We start from the raw sequence: 23691 nt of genomic DNA on the forward strand, positions 1-23691 counted from the left end.
GATCGATCTCACAACGGGAGCATCGGTGACACTCCTCCAACCGGTGCAGAAACAGAAACTGTAACCAATGTCCTGACACAATATGTAACACATGTCTTGACACCGTACACCGTCTTCGAACCCGCCGGCAGGTGTCGCGCGCCTGCGGCGCCCAAGCACCTGCCGGAACTTCCACTGTTCTGTCGGATGCTTCTCGTCCGCCACGGCAAACGAGTACATCCGACAGCCACAACCACCCTTGTCCTGTCCGACTATCATTCATATCTTGGACCTATGAAAATCATAACCTGGAACGTCAATTCCATACGGAGCCGTCTCGCGAGACTGCTTGCCGTGCTGGAGCGTCATCAGCCCGATATCGTCTGCCTGCAGGAGCTGAAGACTATCGAAGACAACTTCCCGCGCGATGAGATTTCCTCGGCCGGTTATCATGCCGCCGTGTTCGGGCAGAAGACATACAACGGGGTCGCGCTGCTGAGCAAATCGGAGCCGGGCGACATTCGCCGAGGGTTTGATGACGGCTCCGATGATCCGCAGGCACGGCTGATCTCCGCCGACATCGACGGCGTGCGCGTAATCTGCGGCTACTTCCCGAACGGCGGGACGGTCGGCTCGGAGAAGTGGGAGTACAAGCTCGACTGGATGAAGCGGCTTCGCGCCAAACTCGACCGGGATTTTGATCCCTCGCAGCTTTTGCTGCTGTGCGGCGACACCAATGTCGCGATCGACGATTCCGATGTCGCCAACCCGGTAAGCTGGGCCGATTCGGTCTTGTGCGCACCGCCCGCGCGTGACGCGCTGGCGCGGATATGCGATTGGGGGCTGGTTGATGTCTTCCGTCGGAAGAGTCCCGACGGCGGCGTGTACTCGTGGTGGGACTATCGACAGTTGGCCTTCCCGAAAAACGACGGCCTCCGGATCGACCACATCCTTGCGACCGCGTCGCTCGCGAAGACGTGCGTGGCGTCTCAGATCGACCGCGATGAGCGCAAGGGGCAGCAACCCTCCGATCACGCCCCGGTGATCGCCGTGTTTGAGTGAGATGTCGAACATGAACGTGCTGTCAGGCGACCCCGCCTGACAGCCCCCGTAGGGCGGTTCCGTCTTCGAAACCGCCATGCCAATCTTTGTGCGTGGTGTACGTCCTCGTGCACCGCGCAACAAGCCCCCGTGGGGCGGTTCCGTCCTCGAAACCGCCATGTCGCACATCTCCCTGCAACAACTTCTTGACATCCAATCGGAGAAGTAACTTCCTGGGGGTATAGGCGGGGATCAAAGCGCAATCTGGGCGGGAGAGTGAAAACACAACTTTTTCGTTGTACAAACGTGAATCGCCGACAGTTACGGGGAAATAGGTTCGTTTTGTCATTTTTAGGGGGCCCCCATTTTTTGTTCTCCTTTTTTGGTGGCGCGGCGGCCATGCGGCACCGCAATCTCTACATAGGAGGAGGCGCCGTTTTTACCATCAAAGGTGTAGCGAAAGTGCGAGGGGATGGGTTTGAGGAAGCACGAGCGTCACGACCGAGAGGACGAGGGTCAAATCAGAGAACCCATAGCAGCTATGTGCGACCCCTGCCGGGCGGGAGGGTTGACGGGATCCCACCTGGAAGGTGGGCCACCCGGCCGAGGACAACGAGCTTAGTTAGCGATTGAAGCCAATCAGATCCCAGCGGCGGGTTCGAAGACGGACCCACCCTACAGGGCTTGCGGCGCCGCACGTTTTCTTCCCTACAAAAACCTCTTCACCAACTTCAAAATACCCTGGTCCCAGCCGACGCGGTGCGACACGCCCGACTTCACGTGCGCCAGTTCGTCCTTGTGTTCGAGGTACCACCTGTGCGACGCAATCAGCGCGTCCTGATTCGAGAAACGCGATTTCCAGCCGAGCCTTTCCTCGATCTTCTGCGTCGACACGTACGAGTCTTTGTCCGCCGTGCCGTACACCCATTTGTACAGCGGCGAAATCCGCAGAAATTCAAACACGGCCAGAGTCCCTTTCACGAGCGCGGCCGGAGTGGGCTGCACCCGGGCGCCGTTGCCCGCGAAATCGCACAACGCCCCGACATCCGTTTTCACCTTGTCGAAATGCTGCGCGCCGACATTGAAGACGTCGTTGGCCAGCGCCGGATCGACCGACCCCGCAAGATAAATGGCATCGATCAGATCGGTGACCTCGAGCAGCTGGTACAGATTTTCGCCGCTGCCGATCACCGGGATGCGCTTGCCGGAGTCGACCCAGTCATACAGGATCTGAAACACCCCGAGCCGCGCGGTCCCGATAAAGGTCTTGGGCCGAATCACCGGCACGCACATGCCGCGCTCCCGGTACTGCGCGCACATGCGCTCCGACTCGATCTTGGTCGTCCCGTACGCCCCGACACCGACCAGCGGGTCGGATTCCACCAGGGGGTGTTTGTCCGGGACCCCGTAGACCGCGGTCGACGAGATATAGATCACGCGTTCGACGGCGAGTTCGGCCGCCAGTTCCAGTACGTTGCGCGTGCCGTTGATATTGGTCGACATGATTTCCTGCCTGGGCCAGAGCGGCAGCGCCGCGGCGGCGTGCACGATGATGTCGATTTTGTTGTCGCGGATCAGCGCGCGCATCTTCTCCTTGTCGCGCACGTCGACATTGACCAGCAGGCTGCCTTCGGGGTATTCGTTTTCGAAAAACGGCGCGATATCGTTAAACGCCAAAAACGCAACCCCTTTCGATGGGAGCTGCTGGGCGAGATGGTACCCGAGAAATCCGGCGCCGCCGGTGATAAGGACCCGCTTACCTTTCATCCGTCACCCTCTCTTAAAAATCCGGAAGCCGCCCGGAAAGCAAGAACGGCCGACCCGACCGGCAATATAGCGATTAACCTCTTGAAGAGAAAGCCGCGATCCGCCCGGTTATCGACGAGCCAGATACCGGCTCATGAGGGGAATACCGGGATTGAACAGCCGCGAGGTGTGTTCGAACTCGACGGTCGGCACGATCCGTCGCCCGCCGGACCATCGTATCAGCCGGTCGGCGAGACCGTCGACGCGGTCGATATCGACGACGGTGAATTCGAGTCCGACCATGGCCAGCCAGCCGGTCAGCGCCCTGCAGCCGCCGCAGGTCGAGGTTGTGTAGATCGTCACGGCGCCGGAGGGAGCGGCCCGGTGGTCGATGGTATCGCCGAACAAGCGCACCAGCAGCGCGCCCCGTGGCGCAAAGAAGAAGCCTCGGATCTTTTCATCGCCGATACGAAGCAACGGCAGGTAGTCGCGCCTGTTGTCGACCCACTGCAAAACGTCGGCCTCGACCTGAGTCGTTTCCTTGAGATTGACAACCGCAAGGTCGAGCTTGTATTTCCGCGCGGTTTCGACAATATCAGTGACGCCCTCGGTCCGGTCCGGGTAGTAGTATAAAAACAGCTTTTCGTGCTGCATGGTTGATTCCTCGTTCGATTCCCGAAACACGCGGCGCGGTGTTTCGGTTCACAAACTCAACGTCCGCCACGGGAGAACCCCTGATAATTGTATCGGGTTTGCTGAAATAAACCCCACCGGGGAGCTACTGCTTTTCTCCGGTCAATTCTGCTTACTTTTATCAGCCGCTGCCCGGCCCGCGCCGCCGATTGACATTGGCGCTGGCAAAAGCGCGAGGCCCTGGCTACCTTGCATAGACAAAGGAGCAACACGAACATGAACCAATTGAGTGTTATCGGCCATCGGACAGGAAAGAGTCGAGCGGCGATGGTTATCGCGGCTGCGGCGGTGGTATCGTTCTGCTCTCTCGCCGCGGCGTTTACCGGACCCAAACAGATTGCACAGCTTCACTGGCTGGAGGGTCACTGGCGCGGCATGCTGGGGGAAAACGTCTTCGAGGCCATCTACACATCTCCCGAAGGCGGCCAGATTCTGAGTGTCAGCAAGGAGTTCCCGCCCGACCGGCCGGCGTTCGTGGAGTTCGAACGTTTCCACATGGTCGACAGTTTCGTGGTGATGACGCCGTATCCCGGCGGCCGGGAAAGCGTGTCATTCACGATGACGGCGTTCGATTCGGAGGCGCGTCTCGCGAAATTCAGCAATCCCGATCACGACTTCCCGAACGACATCATCTATCAGGCGATCGGCGGCGACAGCCTTGTGATCGAAGTGACCGGGGTCAAGGACGATGGAACGCGGACGGGCTTTACGGTGAATCTGAGGCGGATTCGGTAGGACAGATCGGCGCGGCTACACCTCTTCGGCGTCCGGAGTCGAGGTCGCGGCATCAGGGTGAAGCTTGATTTCGAATATCCTCAGCAGCGTCACGAATATCGCCGCCACAATGGGTCCGAGGATCACGCCGAGCAGCCCGAACATCGCAATCCCCCCCATGATGGAGAAAAACAGCAGCAGGGGGTGCATCGATGCTTTACCGGCGATCAGCATCGGACGGAGGATATTGTCGATCTGGCTAATGACGATGGTGCCGAACGCGAGCACGATCAGTCCCTTACCCCACGCGCCGGTGAGCGCGAGTATGAAGGCCGCCGGGATGAAGACGACAAACGCTCCGAGCACCGGGATGATCGATAGAAACGCCATCACCGCTCCCCAGAACACGGCCGACGGTATCCCGACCGCCCAGAACAGGATCCCGCCCAGCAGCCCCTGGATCAGCGCGACCACTATTCCCCCGTACATGGTCGCCTGAATGATGTCGTGCAACTGACGGAACGTTATGTTGATCTGTGTCGACGTCAGCGGCATGAGACGGCGGACGCGCTCGATCAACTGCGCGCCGTCTTTGAAAAAGTAGTACATCGTAAACATCATCAGCACGAAATAGAAGACCGCCTGCGCGCCGTTGGCGAGCAGGTTTCGGGTCTGCGCCACCAGTACGCTGGAGACCGCGTCGATCGCGTCCTTGGCGATTGCTTCGATATTGATCGTGCTCACGTCATAGTACTTGCTGAGCTGTTCCTTGAGCCCCTGCATCCACGGCAGGTTGAATGAAAACATCTGGTTCAACTGCCCGGACTTGTACATCTCGTTGATATAGGTGACCGCGTCGCCGGCCTCGGACACCAGCGCCACTCCCAGGTAGCCCACCGGACCTATAATCAGCAGCAGAATCATGATGCACATGATAAGCGACGCCACCCCCTTGCGGCGTACGCGTGGCAGCAGACGTTCGTACAGCGGGTAGAACAGGATCACAAACACGCCGGCCCAGCAGATCGGCACGAAAAACGGGACGATCACCCGGTAGAACAGGTAGAACGACGCAGCCGCAACGAGGAAGAACAGCGAAATGAGAACGTGTTCGCGTTTCATGATCTGTGTGATGATCTCGCCCTTTGCGGAATAAAGGATGCCGCCGTTGCCGGGGCAAGACTAAAACAGCACGGTGCGCCGCACGCGGTGGGGCGGGCGCTCGTGCGGTGGAAAGCGGCGGACGGCGCTACTGACCGATCGGGCCGTGCTAAATAATTGAACAAATTCCGCGCGTCGTTGCGGCGCGGTTCGGCGCGTCCCGGAGCGTGCGGTCTGTCCTGTCGGGTCCGGCCGGTGTCGGGGGTGGGCTGATGGTCAACACGGACCTATATATCTATAATTACTCGCAAGTCATTGTCCTGCAATACGAACGACTGTGTCGATGCGGTCCAACCACCGGATTGTCACGCGGCCGATTGGGGCCGCAGAGCGCCTGGAGCGGCTGTACCCGCTGGTCGGGTCCGGGGGACGACCGTGCGACCGGGGCCGGGGGTCCACTCGCAACGGCAAAAAAGGTAAGCGATTGCGGTCAAGGATTTTGCGGAGAGTCCGATGAAATTCAGTAAGTTGATACAGCGGCCGCGGCTCCGAGGGGGAGGCGACGGCTGCATGCTTTAACGACTCACAAAAGGAGTAACGCATGGCTACCAAGAGAACCAGAACCGCTAAGCGCAGCACGCCCCGCAAGCAGTATGGGCGTCGCGGTGTTGCCGGTAAGCCGTGGAGCAGGGAAGAGATCGCGTTCATCCGCAAGTACTACCGCAACAACGAGACGTCGTGGGTTGCTCGTCAGCTCGGTCGTTCGGTGTACTCCGTGCGCTACAAAGCCTGCGATCTGAACATCAAGAAGGCTAACCCGTCCGTGTGGAAGGGCAACAGCGGCGTCACGAAGACGAAGAAGTCCGCTCGTCGTCGCCCGGTTACCAGCCGCAAGGCCGTCAGCCGTCGTCAGGTCACGAAGCGCCGCTGGGCGTCCTCGCGCCGTCGCGTTGCTCGTCCGAGCACCCGTCGTCGCAGCTACCGTCGTCACTAAGCGACCATCGCTGTGCGATTCTGACATCAATCGCTTGACATAAAAGACCCGTCCGCGTCCGCGCGACGGGTCTTTTTGTTGCCCGTCAGGCGACTCATCTGATGCTGCTCTCTGTTCGCTGCGCACCCGAGCGCGCTCTCCCTGCTGTCATGCTGAGCGGAGTCGAAGCATAACCTCACCGCAAGGGGACGAGGCACGCTGCGGATCGGCGACACCAAGCACCAACCATGCGAGAATAACTTCGTGGTCGTCCCGTATCGCCGATATGATGTGTCCGGGGAGCTTCCTGAATCTCATCGGCGTCATACTGACCACGGTTGCGAGTGATACGATCCGCCGTTTTTTTCGACATCAGCCCCGGGGTGTTTCCCCTCCGGGCCGGTCAGTAGCTGTCTCGTGGGCAGGGTGTCACACAGCGCAGCTGCAATCCGACCGACGGTTTCACTGCAATCTTGAAGGGAAAAATGGATACGGCCCCTTACGTAGAGGGTGGTCGTCGGCACTCTAACCCTGTCCGGCGCCGGAGCTGCCCGGTCGCCCGGTTTGGTTCATCACAAGACGACGCATTGTCAGGGAACCCCGAAAATGACAAAACAAAGCCATTTCCGCGTAAGACGCCGGCTGTCAATCTTGTACGACGAAAAATCCGGTCGGAACGACTCCCCCGAGCCTCAAAAGGCGCGCGGAAATCTCAGTTTCGGCGGCAGTTCGGTCTCGTGGTAGCTCATGGGATGACCGTAGATGTCGCTCGGTTCTTTTTCGAGCGCGCTCAGGGCGGACAGCCTCCAACCTTTCGGGCTGGCGCGAAAGAGCAAAAACGTATAGCGGATACGGTCCGGGCCGCTGCCCCAGTACCGTCCGCGTCCCACCAGCGTGACCCGGGCGTTGAGGCTGTCGTGCACGAGATCGGTAAGGATCAGCGTGTCGGGATTGGGCCAGTCCCCGGCGTGGTTATGCAGATAGGCCATGAGCGATTGAAACCCGTAATGCTGCGTTCGAAGCTGCAGTTCGCCGCGCGCATCGGGATGCAAAAACGCCTGGAATACATCGGGCCGGTTATGGGTCACCGCCACCGACATGCCCCGGAAGATATCGAGCAGGCTGTCGGCCAGCGGCGTGTCGACCCGGTTGAACCGGGCCAACGGATCGTTCGTGATCGCAAGGCTGACCGTTTTGACGACCGGCGGCGGGCCGAACGTTTTCCAGTCCACCACCACCAGCGCCAAGACAACGGCAAAATACGCAAGGATTCGTGTTCTCATGGGCTTTCCGTGCTGTCTGTCTATGTATCGGCGTCGGCAAAGCCCGATCTTTATGAGAACGTCGATGGCGGGCAAAAAGAAGACCGGAAGCCATCGGGCTTCCGGTCGATCAAGCCGCGGAATTCGTTCGACTTAGGGTCGAATGTTGTAAAATGCCGTCATGCCGGGATATTGCGCGGCGGCGCCGATTGTCTCTCTAATGCGCAGCAGCTGGTTGTATTTGGCAATCCGATCCGACCGGCACATCGATCCGGTCTTGATCTGCCCGGCCCCGCTGGCTACGACGACATCGGCGATCGTCGCGTCCTCGGTCTCGCCCGACCGATGGGACACCACCGCCGTCCAGCCCGCCTTTTGCGCCATCGCAATAGCATCGAGCGTCTCGGTCAGGGTGCCGATCTGGTTCAGTTTGATCAGGATCGAGTTGGCCGATCCTTCTTTGATGCCGCGCGAAAGGCGCTTGATGTTGGTCACGAACAGGTCGTCGCCGACCAGCTGGACGCGCTTGCCGAGCCGCTCGGTCAGCTTGCTCCACCCGGCCCAGTCGTCCTCGGCCAGACCGTCTTCGATCGAAATGATCGGGTACGTATCGCAGAGCTTTTCATAGAAGTCGATCATCTGTGCCGAGCTGAGCTTGCGGTTCTCGGCGGCGAGATTGTACTTTTTGGACTTGGCGTCGTAAAACTCGGTTGAGGCCGGATCGAGCGCGATCATGACGTCCTTGCCCGCTTTGTAGCCGGAGTTCTTGATCGCCTCCATGATCACCTGCAGCGCCTCTTCGTTGGACTTCAAATCCGGCGCGAATCCACCCTCGTCGCCGACCGCCGTGTTGTACCCCTTGCCTTTGAGCACCTTTTTGAGATGTCCGAATATCTCGGCGCCCAACTGCAGCGCGGACGGAAAGTCGGCCGCGCCGACCGGCATGACCATGAACTCCTGCAGGTCGACGTTGTTGTCGGCGTGCCTGCCGCCGTTCAGAATGTTCATCATCGGGACCGGCAGGATCTTGGCGTTGCAGCCGCCGATATACTCGTACAGGAACCGCCCGCGGCTCTCGGCCGCCGCTTTGGCGGTGGCCAGCGAGACACCGAGCAGCGCGTTGGCGCCGAGTTTCCCCTTGTTCTCCGTGCCGTCGAGCTTGATCAGGTAGTTGTCCAGCGTCACCTGGTCGTACGGGTCGATCTCGTCGGCGATCAGCGCGGGCCCGATCTTCTCGTTGACGTTTTTGACGGCCTTCTCGACGCTTTTGCCGAAATATTTGGTCGCCACGCCGTCGCGCAGTTCCACCGCTTCGTGGGCGCCGGTCGATGCTCCCGACGGTACGGCGGCCCGCCCGAGCGTTCCGTCGCTCAGACACACGTCCACCTCGACCGTCGGTGTCCCGCGACTGTCGAGTATCTGGCGGGCGTGGATAAACTGGAAATCAGACATGAATGCCTCTCCTTCAGCATGAATAACCGTATCTGCGGGCAACATAGCGGCGTCTTGTTACCGGTGCAAGTCCGATTTGAAGCGCATCGCGCCATTGACGAACGGGGTCAAATGTTATATATTGCGCTGCGCTGCGGATCACTATCAGAATACCTTCATGTGTGCGTCCACGGGAATGAAGTTGACTGCGTTATGAAACTGTACGTCGGAAACCTGGCAAGCGAGACAACCGAACGCGATCTGTCTTTGCTGTTCTCGGCGCATGGTGACGTTCGTCATGTGGAGATCGTGCGCGACCAGCGCACGGGTGAATCGCGTCGATTCGCTTATGTCGAGATGGGCAGCCCGGCGGAGTCGACCGCGGCGATGACGGCGCTGGACGGCGCCCGGCTGCACGACCGTCCCCTGAAAATACTTCGCGGCTTCATTCCGCCCGAACCGCCCCCCGTGAACTGAGCCTTCTCGGCAGCCGGCGATATTTCCGGTTGCCAATGGGCGGCCCGTATCGTATCTACCGATCATCCATGGATCAGCTCAACTACATCCTCGGCGAGATCTCCGGATTCGTGTGGGGGATCCCGATGGTCGGCTAGTTGCTCCTGACGGGCGTGGTGCTGACGGTCCGGATGCTATTCGTTCAGATCCGGGGATTCGCGCACGGCGTCGCCATCGCTTCGGGGCGATACGACGATCCCGACCACCAGGGTCAGTTGACGCACTTCCAGGCGTTGTCGGCGGCCCTCTCGGCAACCATCGGCATCGGCAATATCGCGGGTGTCGCAATCGCCATTTACTATGGTGGACCGGGAGCGGTATTCTGGATGTGGGTGTCGGCCTTTTTCGGCATGGCGATCAAGTATTCCGAGTGTACGCTGGCGATCATGTATCGGAAGATTGATCCCGACGGCAACGTGCGGGGCGGCCCGATGTATTACATTGAAATGGGCCTGGGCCGGCGCTTCAAGCCGCTGGCCTGGATGTTTGCGATTTGTACGGCGATCGCGGCGTTCGGCGCGGGCAACATGGTCCAGTCGAACACGATGGCGCATTCACTGGTGGATGCACTCCAGATCTCTCCCGAATCGCAGGGCGCATTTCGACTGGCGATCGGATTCGTGGTGGCCGCCCTCGTGGGAAGCGTCATCATCGGGGGGATCAAGCGGATCGGCCATGTGGCCTCCTATCTTGTTCCCATCATGTCGATCGTCTATGTGGTATCGGCCCTGGTGATTCTCGCTATCAACGCCGACCAGATCATTCCCGCCTTTGAGTTGATCTTTTATCACGCCGTCAATCCCACCGCCGTTGTCGGCGGTTCCGCGTCGGGCGTGACCGTGTGGATGACGATATCGTGGGGCCTTCGTCGCGGCCTGTTCTCCAACGAGGCCGGACAAGGATCGGCGGCAATGGCTCATTCGACCGCCAAGGTGGAAGAGCCGGTGCGCGAGGGGCTGGTGGCGATGCTGGGTCCGTTTATCGACACGATCGTGATCTGTTCAATGACCGGGCTGGTGATCGTCACATCGGGCGCCTGGGCTTCCGGGCAAACCGGCGCCGTCCTGACGATGGATGCGTTCAACGCCGCCCTGCCGGTATATGGCAGGTGGATGGTGGTGGTCGGTGTCATACTGTTTGCCTTCTCGACGGTTATCGCCTGGTCCTACTACGGCGAAAAGGGAATCGAATACGTCGCCGGGGACAAAGCCAAACTCCCCTACAAGTGGCTCTACATCGTATTCACGCTGCTCGGCGCCTGGCTGGACCTGGAGGCTGTCTGGTCGTATGCCGATACCGCCAACGGATTGATGGCGGTGCCGAACCTGATCGCGCTGGTTGGCCTGTCCGGGGCGGTCGTGATGGTAACGCGCAAGTACATGGCGGAGAAAGCTCGAGGGCTGCATGTTCCGTACGCTCAGCGGACGAAGCAGCCGGTCCGCGGTTCCTGACGCAGATACGGGCCCGTCCGCCTTTCGTTGACATCATTGATCCTGCCTGGCATATTCCACTCATGTATCAATCGTGGCGTTGCGCCTGTTGTGGCGAGTCGAACGAATCATGGATCGAAGCTCATACGGGGGACAGATTGTCGTTCGTCGAAGACTGCCGGGTCTGCTGCCGCCCGAACGTCATCACCGCCGTGTACAACGACCGTTCCCGACGCTTTGACATCTGCGTCTACCAGGAAGACAGGGGGTGAGGGCGATGACCCGCTATACCCGAGAAACGGCGCTGGTGATACTCGCTGCGGTCGTGGCGCGACTGGGATTCGCCCTGTATACGGGCTTCACTGCCGACGACGCGTACATCACGTTTCGCTTTGCGGACAATATCGCGCGCGGGCTCGGTTTCGTGTACAACGAGGGTCAACGCGTTTTCGGAACCACCACCCCATTGTTCACGCTCTTGATGGCGCTTGCGGCGTTCTTTCGATTTCCTCTGCCGGCCGCGGCGCTCGTTGTTTCGATCGCCGCCTCGGCGGCGACGGCGGTCGTGGTCTATCGATTTGCCGTTGCTCTCCGGTTCCGGCTGCTCGCACTTGTGCCCGTGCTGTGCTACCTTCTTTGGCCGCGTTCGCTTCCGGGAGAGACATCGGGCATGGAGACGGCCGTATTCACGCTGCTGGTGACGTCGGCGTTGTACTTCCGGTACCGCGTCTACGACTACTACGCCGTGGGCATGGCGACGCTGGCGACACTGACACGTCCGGAGGGAGCGCTCGTGCTGCTGCTGGTCGGAATCGCGATGTGGCGACGGTTTCCCCGACGCTGGTGGCATTACGGTCTGGTGGCGGTATCGCTGGTCGGTCCGTGGGTTGTTTTTGCGTGGGTCTATTTCGGCAGTCCCCTCCCCCATACCATTTCTGCAAAGATTGCATTATACAGCCACTTCGGCACAATGCCGTTTTTTCAATCGCTGGAATACCTGCTCGCCCTGCATTCACCGTTTGGCTGGGTTCTTCTGGCGGCGGCAGTGGGTGGGGCGGTCTGGCTGTATCGGAGCCAACGGTTCGGTCGGCTCGAGCTGCTGTGGCTGGCGGCGATGTTTGCGTTTTATCTGTTCAGCGGCAGCAGGCTGTTTTTCTGGTATGTGGTGCCGATCTATCCGGTGTATCTGTTGTTTGCGGCGGCCGCGCTGGTCCCGCTGTGGAATCGGCTACCGGCCAACGTTCAACATGCATCAGGCGTGCGGGTCGCGCTCGCGATCCTGATTTTGATTTTGCTGTGCGCCGGGGCGTATCGGCCCGCGATGTATTACCGAGAGTACCAGAAGTCGCTCGAGTCGATGCACCGGCAGGTCGGGTATTTCCTTTATGCCGAAGCGAAGCCGGAAGAAGTGGTCGCGGCGGAAGATATCGGCTATATCGGTTACTATTCTCAGCGCACGATTCTTGACCGCGACGGGTTGATTTCGCCGGAGGCGGTTCCGTACAACCGCGCCGGCACTTACCTTCAATTCGTTCTCGACTACCGGCCGGCCTGGGTTGTCGCTGCCGATCCCAGTCCGACAAGCCCGTTTCTCGATCGGGAGGAATTTGTCGCGCACTATCGCGAAGTGCGTTCATTCTCGACCGGCGAGTCCTCGTATCGCATCTTTCGCAGACAGCCTGACCCTGATACCGCATCGATTCCGCCGGAGTGATACCTCGTGAGAGGGGCTGTTCGAACTATCGCCGGTTTCGTCCTCGCTGTCGTGGGACTGACGGCTCTAGTCGTCTTCGACGGTCTTATTGCCCCGTGGCTCCCGCCGGGACCTGATGGTTCGGTCCACTCGTACACACTGCTGCAGGTGAGGGTTATCCTGATAGCTTTGCTCGTGCCCGGCCTTGCGCTGCTCGCGTCGCCGGCAATCGACTATTGGCGGCGACGTTCACAGCGAGTGGTGATGCGTCCGCCGGTTGACCGGTTTCTTCTGCGATGGCTGCTGGTGGCGTTGGTCATACGGGTGGCCTACCTGCTGGTGGTCGATATTCCGATTGCCAGCGACGCCGCGGAATACGATCGACTCGCGAGGACGCTGAATCAAACCGGCTGTTATTGTGTCGGCTCGATTCCGACCGCTTACCGCCCAATCGGGTATCCCGCGTTCCTTGCAGCGATCTACGGCATATTCGGCCCGTCTCCCATCGTCGGCGCAGTAGCCAACCTCCTGCTGAGTCTGGTGACCTGTATATTGGGCTATCGGCTCGCCGAGGCGTTGATCTCGGTGAAGGCAGCGAGAGTGACAGTGATCATGCTGGCGTTGTTGCCGTCGCACTGGTTGTGGACCAACATGCTGATGAGCGAGGTGTTGTATACGCTTCTTTTGCTCGCGGCGCTGGTATTCGCCACGCGCCGGTCGTTCGCGGCGACGACGGCGGCAGGAGTGTTGCTCGGCCTAGCCGCGCTCACCCGCCCCATAACGCTTCTTGTTCCGGTTGCGCTGGTCGGTTACTGGTGGGCCACGCACCGTCGCGCCGTGCCCACGGCGACCAGATTGATTATCGCCGTGCTTTTCATGGTCGCGACGACGACACCGTGGATGATTCGCAATGCGCGACAGGTGGGATCACCGACGATCGCAACCAGCGGCGGCGTGAACTTCTATATCGGTAATCACGCGGACGCCTCTTTCGGATACCAGGCGCCCGATCCGTCGTTGTTTCCGCTCGACGATCCCGCTCGCGAAGCGGAGCTGGACCGGCTCGGGTACCGTCTCGGCGTCCGGAACGTGCTGGATGATCCGGGAGCTTTTGTCGTTCGTGGACTTCTCAAAGTAGTCTGGTTGTTTGCGTTTGATCCGGAGCCATTGCAGTATGAGTTGCTTTCGGCGTCACGCGACCGGCGTGATATCGCCCTTGCCGGCGCTGTGGCTGCACAGGGCCTGTATATGCTGCTTCTGGCGGCCGCCGCACGGGGGATGTGGCTCAGTATCCGCCGTCGCGACTATCGGCTGCTTGCGAGTATCGGCGCAATAATCGTCTACTGGGCGGCTGTTCATTTCGTGTTTTTCGGCGGTGGTCGTTTCCATGCGCCGATTATTCCGCTGCTTGTCATCATGGCGGCAGCGTGGATCACTCATGACTGGTACCGCGACACCCCTCGCCGCATACGCAGTGCGAGGTGACAATCACGGTCGTCACTTACTGCGCGACTGCCGCCTGGATTGTTCTCGTTATTCCATGTCTGTTGCCTTCATTGAGCACACCCACCCTGGTGGAACGGCTCCGGACGGAAATCTGGAACGCATCGTTCCAGATAGACCGGGTCCGGTCCTTCCCAACTGACCTCCGGCTGAACGCCTGCGCTGTATCGTGTTTGAGCATTTGATCGCTCGTTGAACACAAAACGGCTGAACTGTCGGGGTTTCCCCATACCGGTGTTTCACGAAACGTGCTGTGAAACAGCGTCTTGTGAAAAGTGGAACATTCGGCCCGCAATTTGTACTAGCTGCTGCGGACGCACTCGGAAGTATGGAGAAGTATGGAAAGGAAGATGGAATGACCTCAATGAGCACGCACAAACACGGGATGACCACTCTGTGGACGATTCTTTTCGCGCTGGTGGTGAGCGCGTCGATCGCTGGATCGGTGCAGGCTGCAGGTGACGCGAGCGTCACGCTGACCTGGACTGCGCCGGGCGATGACGGATCCACGGGAACCGCGGCAGTGTATGACATTCGTTACTCGACGTCGCCCATCAACGAGGGCAATTGGAACGCGGCTACACAGGTAACGGGCGAACCGGCGCCGCAGGCTGCGGGCAGCTCCGAATCTGTCACCGTTACGGGCCTGGAATGGTCGACCACGTACTATTTCGCGATCAAGGCGGCGGACGAAGCCGACAACTGGTCGGCCCTGTCCAACGTCGCCAGTTTCACGACCGCTCCGGACGAGGTTCCGCCGTCGGCCGTAACCGACTTGCAGGCCAGCACCGGCACATCGTCGGGGCAGGTGGTGATCCACTGGACGGCGCCGGGCGACGACGGCAGCGACGGGATAGCTGCGGCGTATGACATCCGGTACGACACCGACTCGATCACGCCGGCCACCTGGAACTCCGCGACCATGTTCACCTCAGCTCCCGAACCGGCCGGAGCCGGCGCGGCTGAGTCCGCGGTCATTTCGGGGCTGACCCCCGGTACCCTGTACTATATCGGGATCATAACGTACGACGACGCCAGTAATCCGTCGGCATTGTCGAACGTGTCGTCGGCCGAGGCGTACTTCGAATTCTCGACCGACATCGATGACGAGGGCAACACGTCGCTGCCGACGCATTTTGCGCTGGCCCAGAATTATCCCAACCCGTTTAATCCGACCACGCAGATCGACTACGCCGTGCCACAGCGTTCGAACGTGCGGATCGACGTCTTCAACGTGCAAGGACAGCTGGTACGCACGCTGGTCGATCAGATGAAGGCACCGGGATACCACTCGGTCGAGTGGGATGGACGGGACAACGGCAACACGGACGTTGCCTCAGGGATATATTTCTATCGCATCGCGGCGGGCGATTTTCACGAATCCCGAAAGATGGTCATGCTGAAGTAGTCCCCCTATCTCGTGCTTAGCTGTCACCACACCCGCCGGTGCGGCGGGCGTGTCGCGAGTAACGTGGCCGGTTCTCCCTCCTCTATCCGGCCACGTTTCTTTTTCACCTGATGAGGGTCAACACCTCTTTAGAACCCGATCCATCGCCAGTACCCGAAAAACGCCCAGCCCCAGAGGACGACAAACGAAAGGATCAGCACGAAGAACCCGTGCTTGAAGAAATCGCCCAGGGTCACGAGTTGTTCGCCGGTGAGCGGGTCGCGGGCGAGCGCATAGGCGATGGCGTTATTCGGCGTACCGATGATCAGCATATGGGCAAACGAGGAGGCAAATGCCGTCGCAAAGCCGACCATCCACGGCGGCGTACCTGAAATCAGCGCCATGGGAACGGTGATGGGACCGATTGCCGATACCGTCGCACCATCGGACATGAACTGCGTGGTGATTCCCGTAAAGAGGCTGGTGGCCACGGCGAGGCCCTCGCCGGTGCGAAGCGCCTCGGGCAGCAGCGCCACGAACGCATCGGCCACGTAAAGCGCGGCGCCGGTGTCGGCCAGTCCTTTGCCCAGGGCGCACGCGCTCGCATAGAGGGCAACCACGTCCCACGGAATTCCGGCCATGTCACGCCAGCGGATCACGCGCAATACGTTCAGCGCCACCAGGCACAAGATTGCCGGTCCGCCCATACCGAAGCGGTCGCTGAGCGTAATCCACAAGACCACCAGCATGACCAGACTGCCGGCGACGACGTATTCATCGCGGTGCATGGGGCCGATTCGTTCGCTTGCGTGACGGACAATGGCGCCGACATTCAGCGTCCGGACTGCGATGCGACGCCGGAACACGAAGTAGAAGTAGCCGGCCACTACCAGAGCGGCCACGGGTACGAACGGCAGGCCGTAGAGGACCCAATGCCCGAACGTGGGCGCCGCGCCATAATCGCCGAGAATCCCGAGCATGATGGCATTTCGTCCGCCGGCCGCGGGGGAACCCGGGCCACCGATGTTAGCGGCAAAGCAAATTGAGAGGACAAACATCACGGCAAGGGCCCGGTCCCGGCGCATACCAACTGCCGTCACCGAGCTGACGTAGATCATCATAAACAGCGGCATGAGAAACGCGACAAACGCGTGCTCGGAGATGAACGAACAGCCGATCGCCAGCAACGGCAAGAAAATGAACAGGAGACGGGGCAGGTTCGATGCCGGGCCGAGCAACAGCAGGCCGATTCGGCGATCGAGACCGGATTTGCCGATCGCCGCCGCGATGGCGAGCACGCCGAATATAAAAATCACCGCGTCCTTGGCGTACGCCTGCGCGATGGCGTCGGGTTTCATTACCCCGAGGAAGTACATCAGCACACCCACGAGCAGGGCGGTCACGCCCACCGGGACAGCGCCCGTGGCCCAGAACAGGGCGGCAACCACCAGTGTCGCGAGCATGACCTGCGCCTTGAACGCGACGTCCTCAGCCGGCAGCGAAACAGTCCGGGGGAGGCCGTTGTGTCCGGTCTCTGACTGAGCGAAACCGTGCAGGCGGCTGTAGTAGGAGGCGATCGTCTCGCCGTGGGCCATCTTGCGATACCCCGCATAGCCGAGATTCAGATCGCTGATGTTGTCTGACTTGGGCGCCGACAGCAGGACGAGCAGACGGTCCGGCGGCGGCATAAATACCAGCAGCGCAAGCAGGACCATGCCGAGCATGACGACCCCCGGCCGGGAACCGTTGGATCCGACCAGCCAGCGCATCACCGATCCGGAAAAGCGGTGCGGGATTTCGTGGCGCGCCATGGCGTTCGCCTGATCTGCGCGCGCTTCACCGATTACGGAGACCAGATCATCGATACTGCAGGGTTTCTCGAGATAGGAGAATGCATCGAGACGTCCGCTCTCCACCGCGGAGCGATAGCTGCCGTGGGCGGTCAGCATGACGACATGCACGGCGGGACGGAAAGACTTGATCTCTTTGAGCAACTGCTCACCGCTCATGCCGGGGAGATTCCGGTCCAGAACGACGACGTCGATGTCACTCGAGGCGCGGACGATTCGGAGGGCATCTTCGCCTCGATCGGTGTCGACGACCGCAAGGCCGCGCTCGGTCAGCGCCGACGCGATGCGCGTACGGTCGGGCGTGTCCTGATCGACTAACAGCACTCGTGCCATATCAGTCTCCGGCCCCCGCGTCGGCGTGCCCGGCTATCACCAGCACGGTCCTGGACAGCTCGGCAAACAAGTCGGGCAGACGGAGAAGCCCGACGATATCCCCCTCGCGATTCACGGGGACGGAGAGCGCCTCCCACGTGATGAGTTTGTGGATGGCTTCGTTAAGCGACATGTTCTCGTCGATGTTTTCAGAGACGGGATGCATGATACTTTTCGCGGGAATGTTGAGCGCGGCCCGACACAGGTCGGAGAGCCGGTCCTGGAAAAACTCGTAGTGATCCATAATCGACAACAGAAATTGTTCGTTGACTCCGGCGCCGGGCACGGCGTCGAGCCCGGCGAGCATCGTGTATTTCGGTTCGAGCGCGCGGAGCATCGCGAGCTGCCCGATCTTTCCAACGACCCGTCGCCGGCGGTCCGTGACAAGCACTGTCTGGTACGGATGGCGGCCGGGCGGCAGGTTTTTCTGAGCCCGGTCGAGGGCACGGAAGATCTCCGCGAAGCTCGCGTCCTCGGACACAACCGCACACGCATCTAGCGGAACCATAACGTCTTTGACGAGTTTGTCGTCCATTGGAAAACCCCTTGTGTAGCCCGGCGGCCCGACCTGCCGGAGGAATCGTCGGGACCAGTATAGCACACTTTTTCGCCGGAATGGAAAAAAACCGAACCGGATTTTGCCGCCCCGGCCTATATTATTTGCCCGATCGAGTCGGCGGGCACCCGATCGATCGGGTTAACAACCATCCAGTCGGTTGCGCATTAAAGTCACATTCTTACGGGGCACTTATCTCAACAAGAAGTTGCCGATTGCCTCCAAGGGGTAGTTGCAGTTATGTCTCGTCTACTTGTCATACTGGCCTGCATAATACTCGCCGTTACATCTCTGTTCCCGGCGTCCAAACAGGACCCGCCAACGGGAAGCACGGAGCCACCAGCAACGACGGCCTCCTCGGTCGACCTGCCGGATTCGCTGACGTGCGGTCCGAAGAAGAACGCCGACGCGTCTATTTCGCTTCGGTGAGGCGGTCCGGGGACGCTTTTGGGTTGACAACGTTTGAAAGAACCGTACTCTTGGGCAGAGTCGTCCGACACCCGGAATACATCTACAGAGGAGTTGCATGTCCGAAACGCTTCCGATTATCTCGGTCGTCATACCGATTCGCAACGAAGAGCGGTTTATCGCCCGGACCATACGCTACCTGCTGGAGCAGGACTACCCGGCCGACCGGATGGAAGTGCTGGTCGTCGACGGGGAATCCGACGATCGGACGGTGGAAATCGTGACGGCAATCGCCAAAGAAGATTCCCGCGTCAGGCTGCTGCATAACCCCCGGCGACTGTCCTCGGCGGCGCGCAATGTCGGCTCACGGGCGGCTCGCGGGGAGATCATAACGTTCGTTGACGGCCACACGTATATCGACAACCGGCACCTTCTGCGCAACACCGCCCGGTTGATGGCGGAAAAAGACGTTCAAGTGCTGTCTCGACCCCAGTTTCTTGAAACGCTGGAAAATACCGAATTCCAGACGGCGGTCGCGCTGGCCCGACGGTCCACGATCGGCCACGGGCTGGACTCGACAATCTATACGTCGCGGGACGCCTACGTCAATCCGACGTCGTCGGGCGCGACTTACCACCGCGACGTATTCAACGACGTGGGATATTTCGATGAGCGATTCGACGCCTGCGAAGACGTCGAATTCAACTATCGCGTCCACCTCAGCGGCCGCAGTGCCTTTACCTCGCTGAAAGTGGCGGTCTACTATTACCCGCGCGAGAGTGTCGGCCGCCTGTTCACCCAGATGAAGCGCTATGGGACAGGGCGCTTTCGACTGGCGCGTAAACACCCGGCCACGCTGGCCCCGGGCACGCTTATTCCGGCGCTGTTCACGGCCGGTCTGTTCGGTCTGCTGTTCCTGTCGCTTCTCCTGCCCCATGTCGGATGGATCCTTTTGGGACTGTATGGACTTTATGCGTTCATGATTTTCTTGTCCTCGGCTACGATCGCGGGGCGTCACGGTTCTCACCTGCTTGCCGACCTGCTGGTGATATATCCAACCATTCATCTCGGGCTGGGATGGGGCTTTCTGTCCGAACTGGTGCGGACGATGATGGGCAAAGGGGTGGACATGTCGGCCGCAGTGGTTGACGAGTCGGCCGATGCCGGGAAGCAGGCGCCATCAATCAGCGAGCGGTGAGGGTCCGATGAGACGACGAGGCCGCAACCGGCAACCGAGGCAATCCTGACTGAAACACAATACTTTTGAATACAGGTGATCACGTGAAAACTCGTGTACTGAGCCACCTCATAGCTCCTCACGGTGATGAGCTGGTCGATCTGATAGTAGATGATACCCGGGCTGCCGAGCTCAAGGCACAGTCCCGGGACTGGCTTTCGTGGGATTTGCAGCCGCATCAGGCGGCCGATCTCGAACTGCTGATCAGCGGCGCCTATTCGCCGTTGCGGGGATTTCTGGTTCGAAAAGATTATGACGCCGTCTGTTCGTCGATGGCGCTCGCCGACGGCACGCTGTGGCCCGTGCCCGTGGTACTCGATGTCACCCCGGTTTTCGGAGAGAAGGTGACCCCGGGGACATCAATCTCCTTGCGTGACGCGGAGGGAGTCATGCTGGCCGCCCTGCATGTCGAGGACGTGTGGCAGCCGGACCGGGAGTCGGATGCAAAGAAGGTGTATGGAACGGCTTCGAAGGAACACGCCGGGGTGGCGCGATTCACCGGGTCGATGAACCCGGTGTTTCTCGGAGGACGGATCGAGGCGCTGCAGGCGCCGGTACATTACGATTTTCCATCGCTCCGTCATACGCCGCTGGTTCTTCGCGAGGAATTCGCGCGGCTCGGTTGGCGACGGATGGTAGCCTATCAGAGCAACCGTTTCATGCACCGGGCGGAGCGGGAATTCACGTACCGCGCATCGCTTGAGGCCAAGGCTAACCTGCTTTTGCAGCCGATCGTGGATTCGGCCCGTCCCGAGAACAAAGACTATTTCACGCGGATTCGCTGTTATCGCGAGATGGAGAAGTTCTACCCTCAGCAGACAATCCGCATGTCGCTTCTGCCGTTGTATCCGCGCTTTGCCGGGCCGCGAGAAGCGCTGTGGCACGGCATCATCAACAAGAACTACGGCTGCACCCACTTCATCGGTGATTCGTCTCTCACCAATCCTCCCGGAACCAAACAGGCGTACAAGGATTCGGCGTATGCCGAGTTGTGGGAGAAAAATCTGGACCGGCTCGGGGTGACCATGATTCCGTATGAGACGCTGCAGTATGTTGAGGATCTCGACGAGTATCGCGGCCGGAAAGACGTCCCGAAAGACACCCGGGTATTGGCCATGTCTGAGGCGGACCTGCAGGAACGTCTGGATCACGGTCGGGATATTCCGGAGTGGTTCACCTATCCGGAGATTGCCGCGCACCTTCGCCAGGCCCACCGCCCCCGCTACGAACAGGGATTCACGGTGTTTTTCACGGGGCTTTCCGGCGCCGGCAAGTCAACGATCGCAAACGTCCTTTTGGTGAAGCTGCTGCAACTGGGCGGACGGCCGGTGACGCTGCTCGACGGTGATATCGTTCGTAAACACCTGTCGTCCGAGTTGGGATTCTCGAAGGAACATCGGGACATCAACATTCGCCGTATCGGCTTCGTGGCGTCCGAGATCACCAAGAACGGCGGCATCGCCATCTGCGCGCCGATCGCGCCGTACAACGCCGTTCGCAAGGAAGTGCGCCGGATGGTGCAACCCGGGGGCGGCTTCATACTCGTCCATGTAGCCACACCGCTGGAGACGTGCGAGCAACGTGACCGAAAGGGTCTCTACGAGAAGGCGCGGGCCGGCCTGATTAAGGAGTTTACGGGAATCTCCGATCCGTACGAAGTACCGGACGATGCCGAGCTTCGGCTCGACACCACCGAGCTGGCCCCTGAAGAGGCCGTCTGGGAGATTCTCATGCACCTCGAACGCGAAGGCTATATTGGGGTCAAACCGCACGACGTACAGTAGACCGTGGAATCACGCCACCGCAGGAGACGACATGGCCGATCGCAGCGACATCATGCACCGTATACAGCAGGCGTTGGACGCCGCTGTCGCGATTTTCGAACGATTCACCCCGGGAACGATCCATGCGGACGACAAGGGAGGCGGAGATCCGGTCACCGAAGCGGATCGTGCCGTCAACAATGCGCTGAAGGAGCTGCTGCATCGCGACGGCGAGGGCTGGCTGTCGGAGGAGACACGGGATAATCCCGACCGCCTGACGCACGCCCGGGTTTGGATTGTCGATCCGCTCGACGGTACGCGCGAATTCGTGAAGGGGATTCCGGAGTGGTGTGTGTCGATCGGACTGGTCGAAAACGGTCGGGCGGTGGCGGGCGGTATCTGCAACCCGGCCACGCGCGAGACGATTGTCGGCTCTCTTGAAACCGGGGTGACGTACAACGGTCTGCCGGCACAACCGTCACAGCGGGTGACGCTCGATGGGGCGGTCGTCCTGGCAAGCCGGAGTGAAATCAAGCGCGGTGAGTGGGAGCGGTTTGCCGACGCACCGTTCGAAGTTCGGCCCACCGGCTCGGTCGCCTACAAACTCGGACTGGTAGCCGCCGGCCGTTGCGACACCACCTGGACACTGGCGCCGAAAAACGAGTGGGACGTCGCCGCAGGCGTCGCCCTCGTGCTGGCCGCCGGAGGTTTTGCGGAGACTCCCGACGGCGCCGCGCCGACGTTCAATAACCCGTCGACGTTGCTGCCGGGGCTGATTGTGGGGCCGGCAGGACTCAGAGCGGAGATACGGCGTGTCCTCTCCCCCGTTCTTGCAGAAATGAAAACGGCCCGCTCGTAGCGGGCCGACAGTCCGGCAGGGGAACCTGCTCGCTACTTCCAGAAATCCTTCCCGTAGCGCTCTTCCATCTTGCTGACGAGGCGGTCGTTCTTGTCCTCGACTTCCGCCATGTCGACGGTCTTTTTCTTCAACTCGGTCTTTGTGTTAACCCGTGACCCGACGAGGGCATCGAGCCTCCCCTGGTCGTAAACAACGCCGAGGCCTTCAAACATGGCCACCAGGGCCTCTTTGTCGTTGAGCTGTTCGGTCTTCATGGAGTGCCAGCGAACCTGCGGATGTCGTGTGCGGGCCGTCTTGACCCGAGTCTCGATCTCGTACCAGTACCAGAGACACTTGTACAGATCATCTTCGAACTGGGGGTCGCCAAGCAGCAGATCGCTGATCTGAATCTGATTGTCCTTCTGATCGGGATACAGAAGATAATCGCGACCGGTGCGTGTCTTGCCAGGAATGGAGTTGATCGCGAAAAACGATGCCGCCACTTTCAGGGGATCTCGGGCGATATGCAGCACGCGAAGTTTCTCTCCGAATTCCTCGACAGCCAGCTCGGCGAAGTTTTTGATGAACTGGTGATTCGTCTCGACATAGTAGCGGTGGCCCGCGGCTGAGCGTTTGATATTGATCCGTTTGCGGGTATGGAACAGGTGCCGAAAGTAGGCGTCTTTGGTATCCCGGTTGGGGTAGTCGGAGGCCATGATCGGATAGGGCTCGTGGAAACACACGGCATCATCGGCTGCCTGGAAGATCTTGCTGAGGCTCTGGGAGCCGCTCCGACCGGTTGTCGCCACAAACACGTAACCGTCGACCGATCCGCACTTACCGTCGAGAATCGAATCGTACAACGCAACGACCAGCGGGTTGTACTTTATGAATTCGGTCAATCCGGGCATTCGTACGGTTCCTTATCAGTTTGGTGTTTGCCGGTGGTACCGGGATTCGACAAATCTGGATCGTCGCACTCCAAGAATCGGCAGAATCGAGGCCGATGTCAATGGCGTAAAGGCTCCGGAAACAACTATCGGCGATAAGCCTGAAAAAGCTTGATTTTTCGGGCTTTTTGAATTAAACTGGGAGGAAGTAGCCTTCACCCGTACCTCACGTGAACCTACAAGACCGGATGCGCCATAGGAAACACGTTTAACGACCGTCAAGCGTAATCGTTCCGGAACCGTGCCAC

General features: G+C 60.1%; 20 protein-coding genes. 12 read left to right on the forward strand and 8 right to left on the reverse strand.

The window, feature by feature from the left end; genetic code table 11:
- Positions 1-273 precede the first annotated feature (273 nt).
- Entirely contained in the window at positions 274-1041 is a 768-nt protein-coding gene (gene xth / locus RBT76_08285) for an exodeoxyribonuclease III (protein ID MDX9857771.1), read from the forward strand.
- Positions 1042-1728: 687 nt separating this feature from the next.
- Here xth and RBT76_08290 read toward each other — a convergent pair.
- Positions 1729-2787: an NAD(P)-dependent oxidoreductase gene (locus tag RBT76_08290; GenBank protein ID MDX9857772.1), complete on the reverse strand. Its 1059-nt coding sequence runs from the start codon at positions 2785-2787 to the stop codon at positions 1729-1731.
- A gap of 108 nt (positions 2788-2895) precedes the next feature.
- Positions 2896-3420 carry a glutaredoxin family protein gene (locus tag RBT76_08295; protein ID MDX9857773.1) on the reverse strand — a complete coding sequence of 175 codons (525 nt, stop codon included), beginning with the start codon at positions 3418-3420 and terminating at the stop codon, positions 2896-2898.
- A gap of 255 nt (positions 3421-3675) precedes the next feature.
- On the opposite strand from RBT76_08295, the gene RBT76_08300 reads away from it, so the two are divergent.
- Positions 3676-4194, forward strand: coding sequence for a DUF6265 family protein (locus tag RBT76_08300; protein MDX9857774.1), 519 nt, complete (start codon positions 3676-3678; stop codon positions 4192-4194).
- 15 nt (positions 4195-4209) lie between these two features.
- Here the strand turns inward: RBT76_08300 and RBT76_08305 are convergent, their stop codons facing one another.
- Positions 4210-5295 (reverse strand): AI-2E family transporter, encoded by a 1086-nt coding sequence (locus tag RBT76_08305; protein ID MDX9857775.1) that lies wholly within the window; start codon positions 5293-5295, stop codon positions 4210-4212.
- A gap of 580 nt (positions 5296-5875) precedes the next feature.
- Here RBT76_08305 and RBT76_08310 point away from each other — a divergent pair.
- Entirely contained in the window at positions 5876-6268 is a 393-nt protein-coding gene (locus RBT76_08310; protein MDX9857776.1) for a hypothetical protein, read from the forward strand.
- Between the two features lie 671 nt (positions 6269-6939).
- On the opposite strand, the gene RBT76_08315 is transcribed toward RBT76_08310, so the two are convergent.
- The gene (locus tag RBT76_08315; GenBank protein MDX9857777.1) at positions 6940-7530 is read right to left on the reverse strand and encodes a hypothetical protein; all 591 of its coding nucleotides are present in this window, start codon (positions 7528-7530) and stop codon (positions 6940-6942) included.
- 132 nt (positions 7531-7662) lie between these two features.
- Complete coding sequence (gene eno, locus RBT76_08320) at positions 7663-8961, reverse strand: phosphopyruvate hydratase (GenBank protein ID MDX9857778.1); 1299 nt, start codon at positions 8959-8961, stop codon at positions 7663-7665.
- A gap of 192 nt (positions 8962-9153) precedes the next feature.
- Between eno and RBT76_08325 the strand changes: the two genes are divergently transcribed.
- The 6 genes from RBT76_08325 to RBT76_08350 all read left to right on the forward strand — a co-directional run bounded on the left by RBT76_08325 (position 9154) and on the right by RBT76_08350 (position 15490).
- Positions 9154-9417: an RNA-binding protein gene (locus RBT76_08325; GenBank protein ID MDX9857779.1), complete on the forward strand. Its 264-nt coding sequence runs from the start codon at positions 9154-9156 to the stop codon at positions 9415-9417.
- A gap of 137 nt (positions 9418-9554) precedes the next feature.
- Positions 9555-10907, forward strand: a complete 1353-nt coding sequence (locus tag RBT76_08330) for a sodium:alanine symporter family protein (protein MDX9857780.1) — start codon at positions 9555-9557, stop codon at positions 10905-10907.
- A gap of 62 nt (positions 10908-10969) precedes the next feature.
- Entirely contained in the window at positions 10970-11158 is a 189-nt protein-coding gene (locus RBT76_08335; GenBank protein MDX9857781.1) for a CPXCG motif-containing cysteine-rich protein, read from the forward strand.
- A 5-nt stretch (positions 11159-11163) separates the two neighbouring features.
- Positions 11164-12600 carry a hypothetical protein gene (locus tag RBT76_08340; protein MDX9857782.1) on the forward strand — a complete coding sequence of 479 codons (1437 nt, stop codon included), beginning with the start codon at positions 11164-11166 and terminating at the stop codon, positions 12598-12600.
- A gap of 6 nt (positions 12601-12606) precedes the next feature.
- A complete protein-coding gene (locus RBT76_08345) occupies positions 12607-14064 on the forward strand; it encodes a glycosyltransferase family 39 protein (GenBank protein MDX9857783.1) in 1458 nt (485 codons plus the stop codon).
- Between the two features lie 382 nt (positions 14065-14446).
- Positions 14447-15490: a fibronectin type III domain-containing protein gene (locus tag RBT76_08350; protein ID MDX9857784.1), complete on the forward strand. Its 1044-nt coding sequence runs from the start codon at positions 14447-14449 to the stop codon at positions 15488-15490.
- 128 nt (positions 15491-15618) lie between these two features.
- Here RBT76_08350 and RBT76_08355 read toward each other — a convergent pair whose 3' ends face one another.
- A complete protein-coding gene (locus RBT76_08355; protein ID MDX9857785.1) occupies positions 15619-17652 on the reverse strand; it encodes an SLC13 family permease in 2034 nt (677 codons plus the stop codon).
- A 1-nt stretch (position 17653) separates the two neighbouring features.
- A complete protein-coding gene (locus RBT76_08360; GenBank protein MDX9857786.1) occupies positions 17654-18226 on the reverse strand; it encodes a CBS domain-containing protein in 573 nt (190 codons plus the stop codon).
- A 547-nt stretch (positions 18227-18773) separates the two neighbouring features.
- On the opposite strand from RBT76_08360, the gene RBT76_08365 reads away from it, so the two are divergent.
- The 3 genes from RBT76_08365 to RBT76_08375 all read left to right on the forward strand — a co-directional run bounded on the left by RBT76_08365 (position 18774) and on the right by RBT76_08375 (position 22514).
- Positions 18774-19853 carry a glycosyltransferase family 2 protein gene (locus RBT76_08365; GenBank protein ID MDX9857787.1) on the forward strand — a complete coding sequence of 360 codons (1080 nt, stop codon included), beginning with the start codon at positions 18774-18776 and terminating at the stop codon, positions 19851-19853.
- Between the two features lie 83 nt (positions 19854-19936).
- Positions 19937-21676 (forward strand): bifunctional sulfate adenylyltransferase/adenylylsulfate kinase, encoded by a 1740-nt coding sequence (locus RBT76_08370; protein ID MDX9857788.1) that lies wholly within the window; start codon positions 19937-19939, stop codon positions 21674-21676.
- A gap of 31 nt (positions 21677-21707) precedes the next feature.
- Positions 21708-22514 carry a 3'(2'),5'-bisphosphate nucleotidase CysQ gene (locus RBT76_08375; GenBank protein ID MDX9857789.1) on the forward strand — a complete coding sequence of 269 codons (807 nt, stop codon included), beginning with the start codon at positions 21708-21710 and terminating at the stop codon, positions 22512-22514.
- 32 nt (positions 22515-22546) lie between these two features.
- Here RBT76_08375 and RBT76_08380 read toward each other — a convergent pair whose 3' ends face one another.
- Positions 22547-23404, reverse strand: coding sequence for a hypothetical protein (locus RBT76_08380; protein ID MDX9857790.1), 858 nt, complete (start codon positions 23402-23404; stop codon positions 22547-22549).
- Between the last annotated feature and the right edge of the window lie 287 nt (positions 23405-23691).

The sequence above is a fragment of the Candidatus Zixiibacteriota bacterium genome, from assembly GCA_034003725.1.
Classification (GTDB): domain Bacteria; phylum Zixibacteria; class MSB-5A5; order GN15; family FEB-12; genus WJMS01.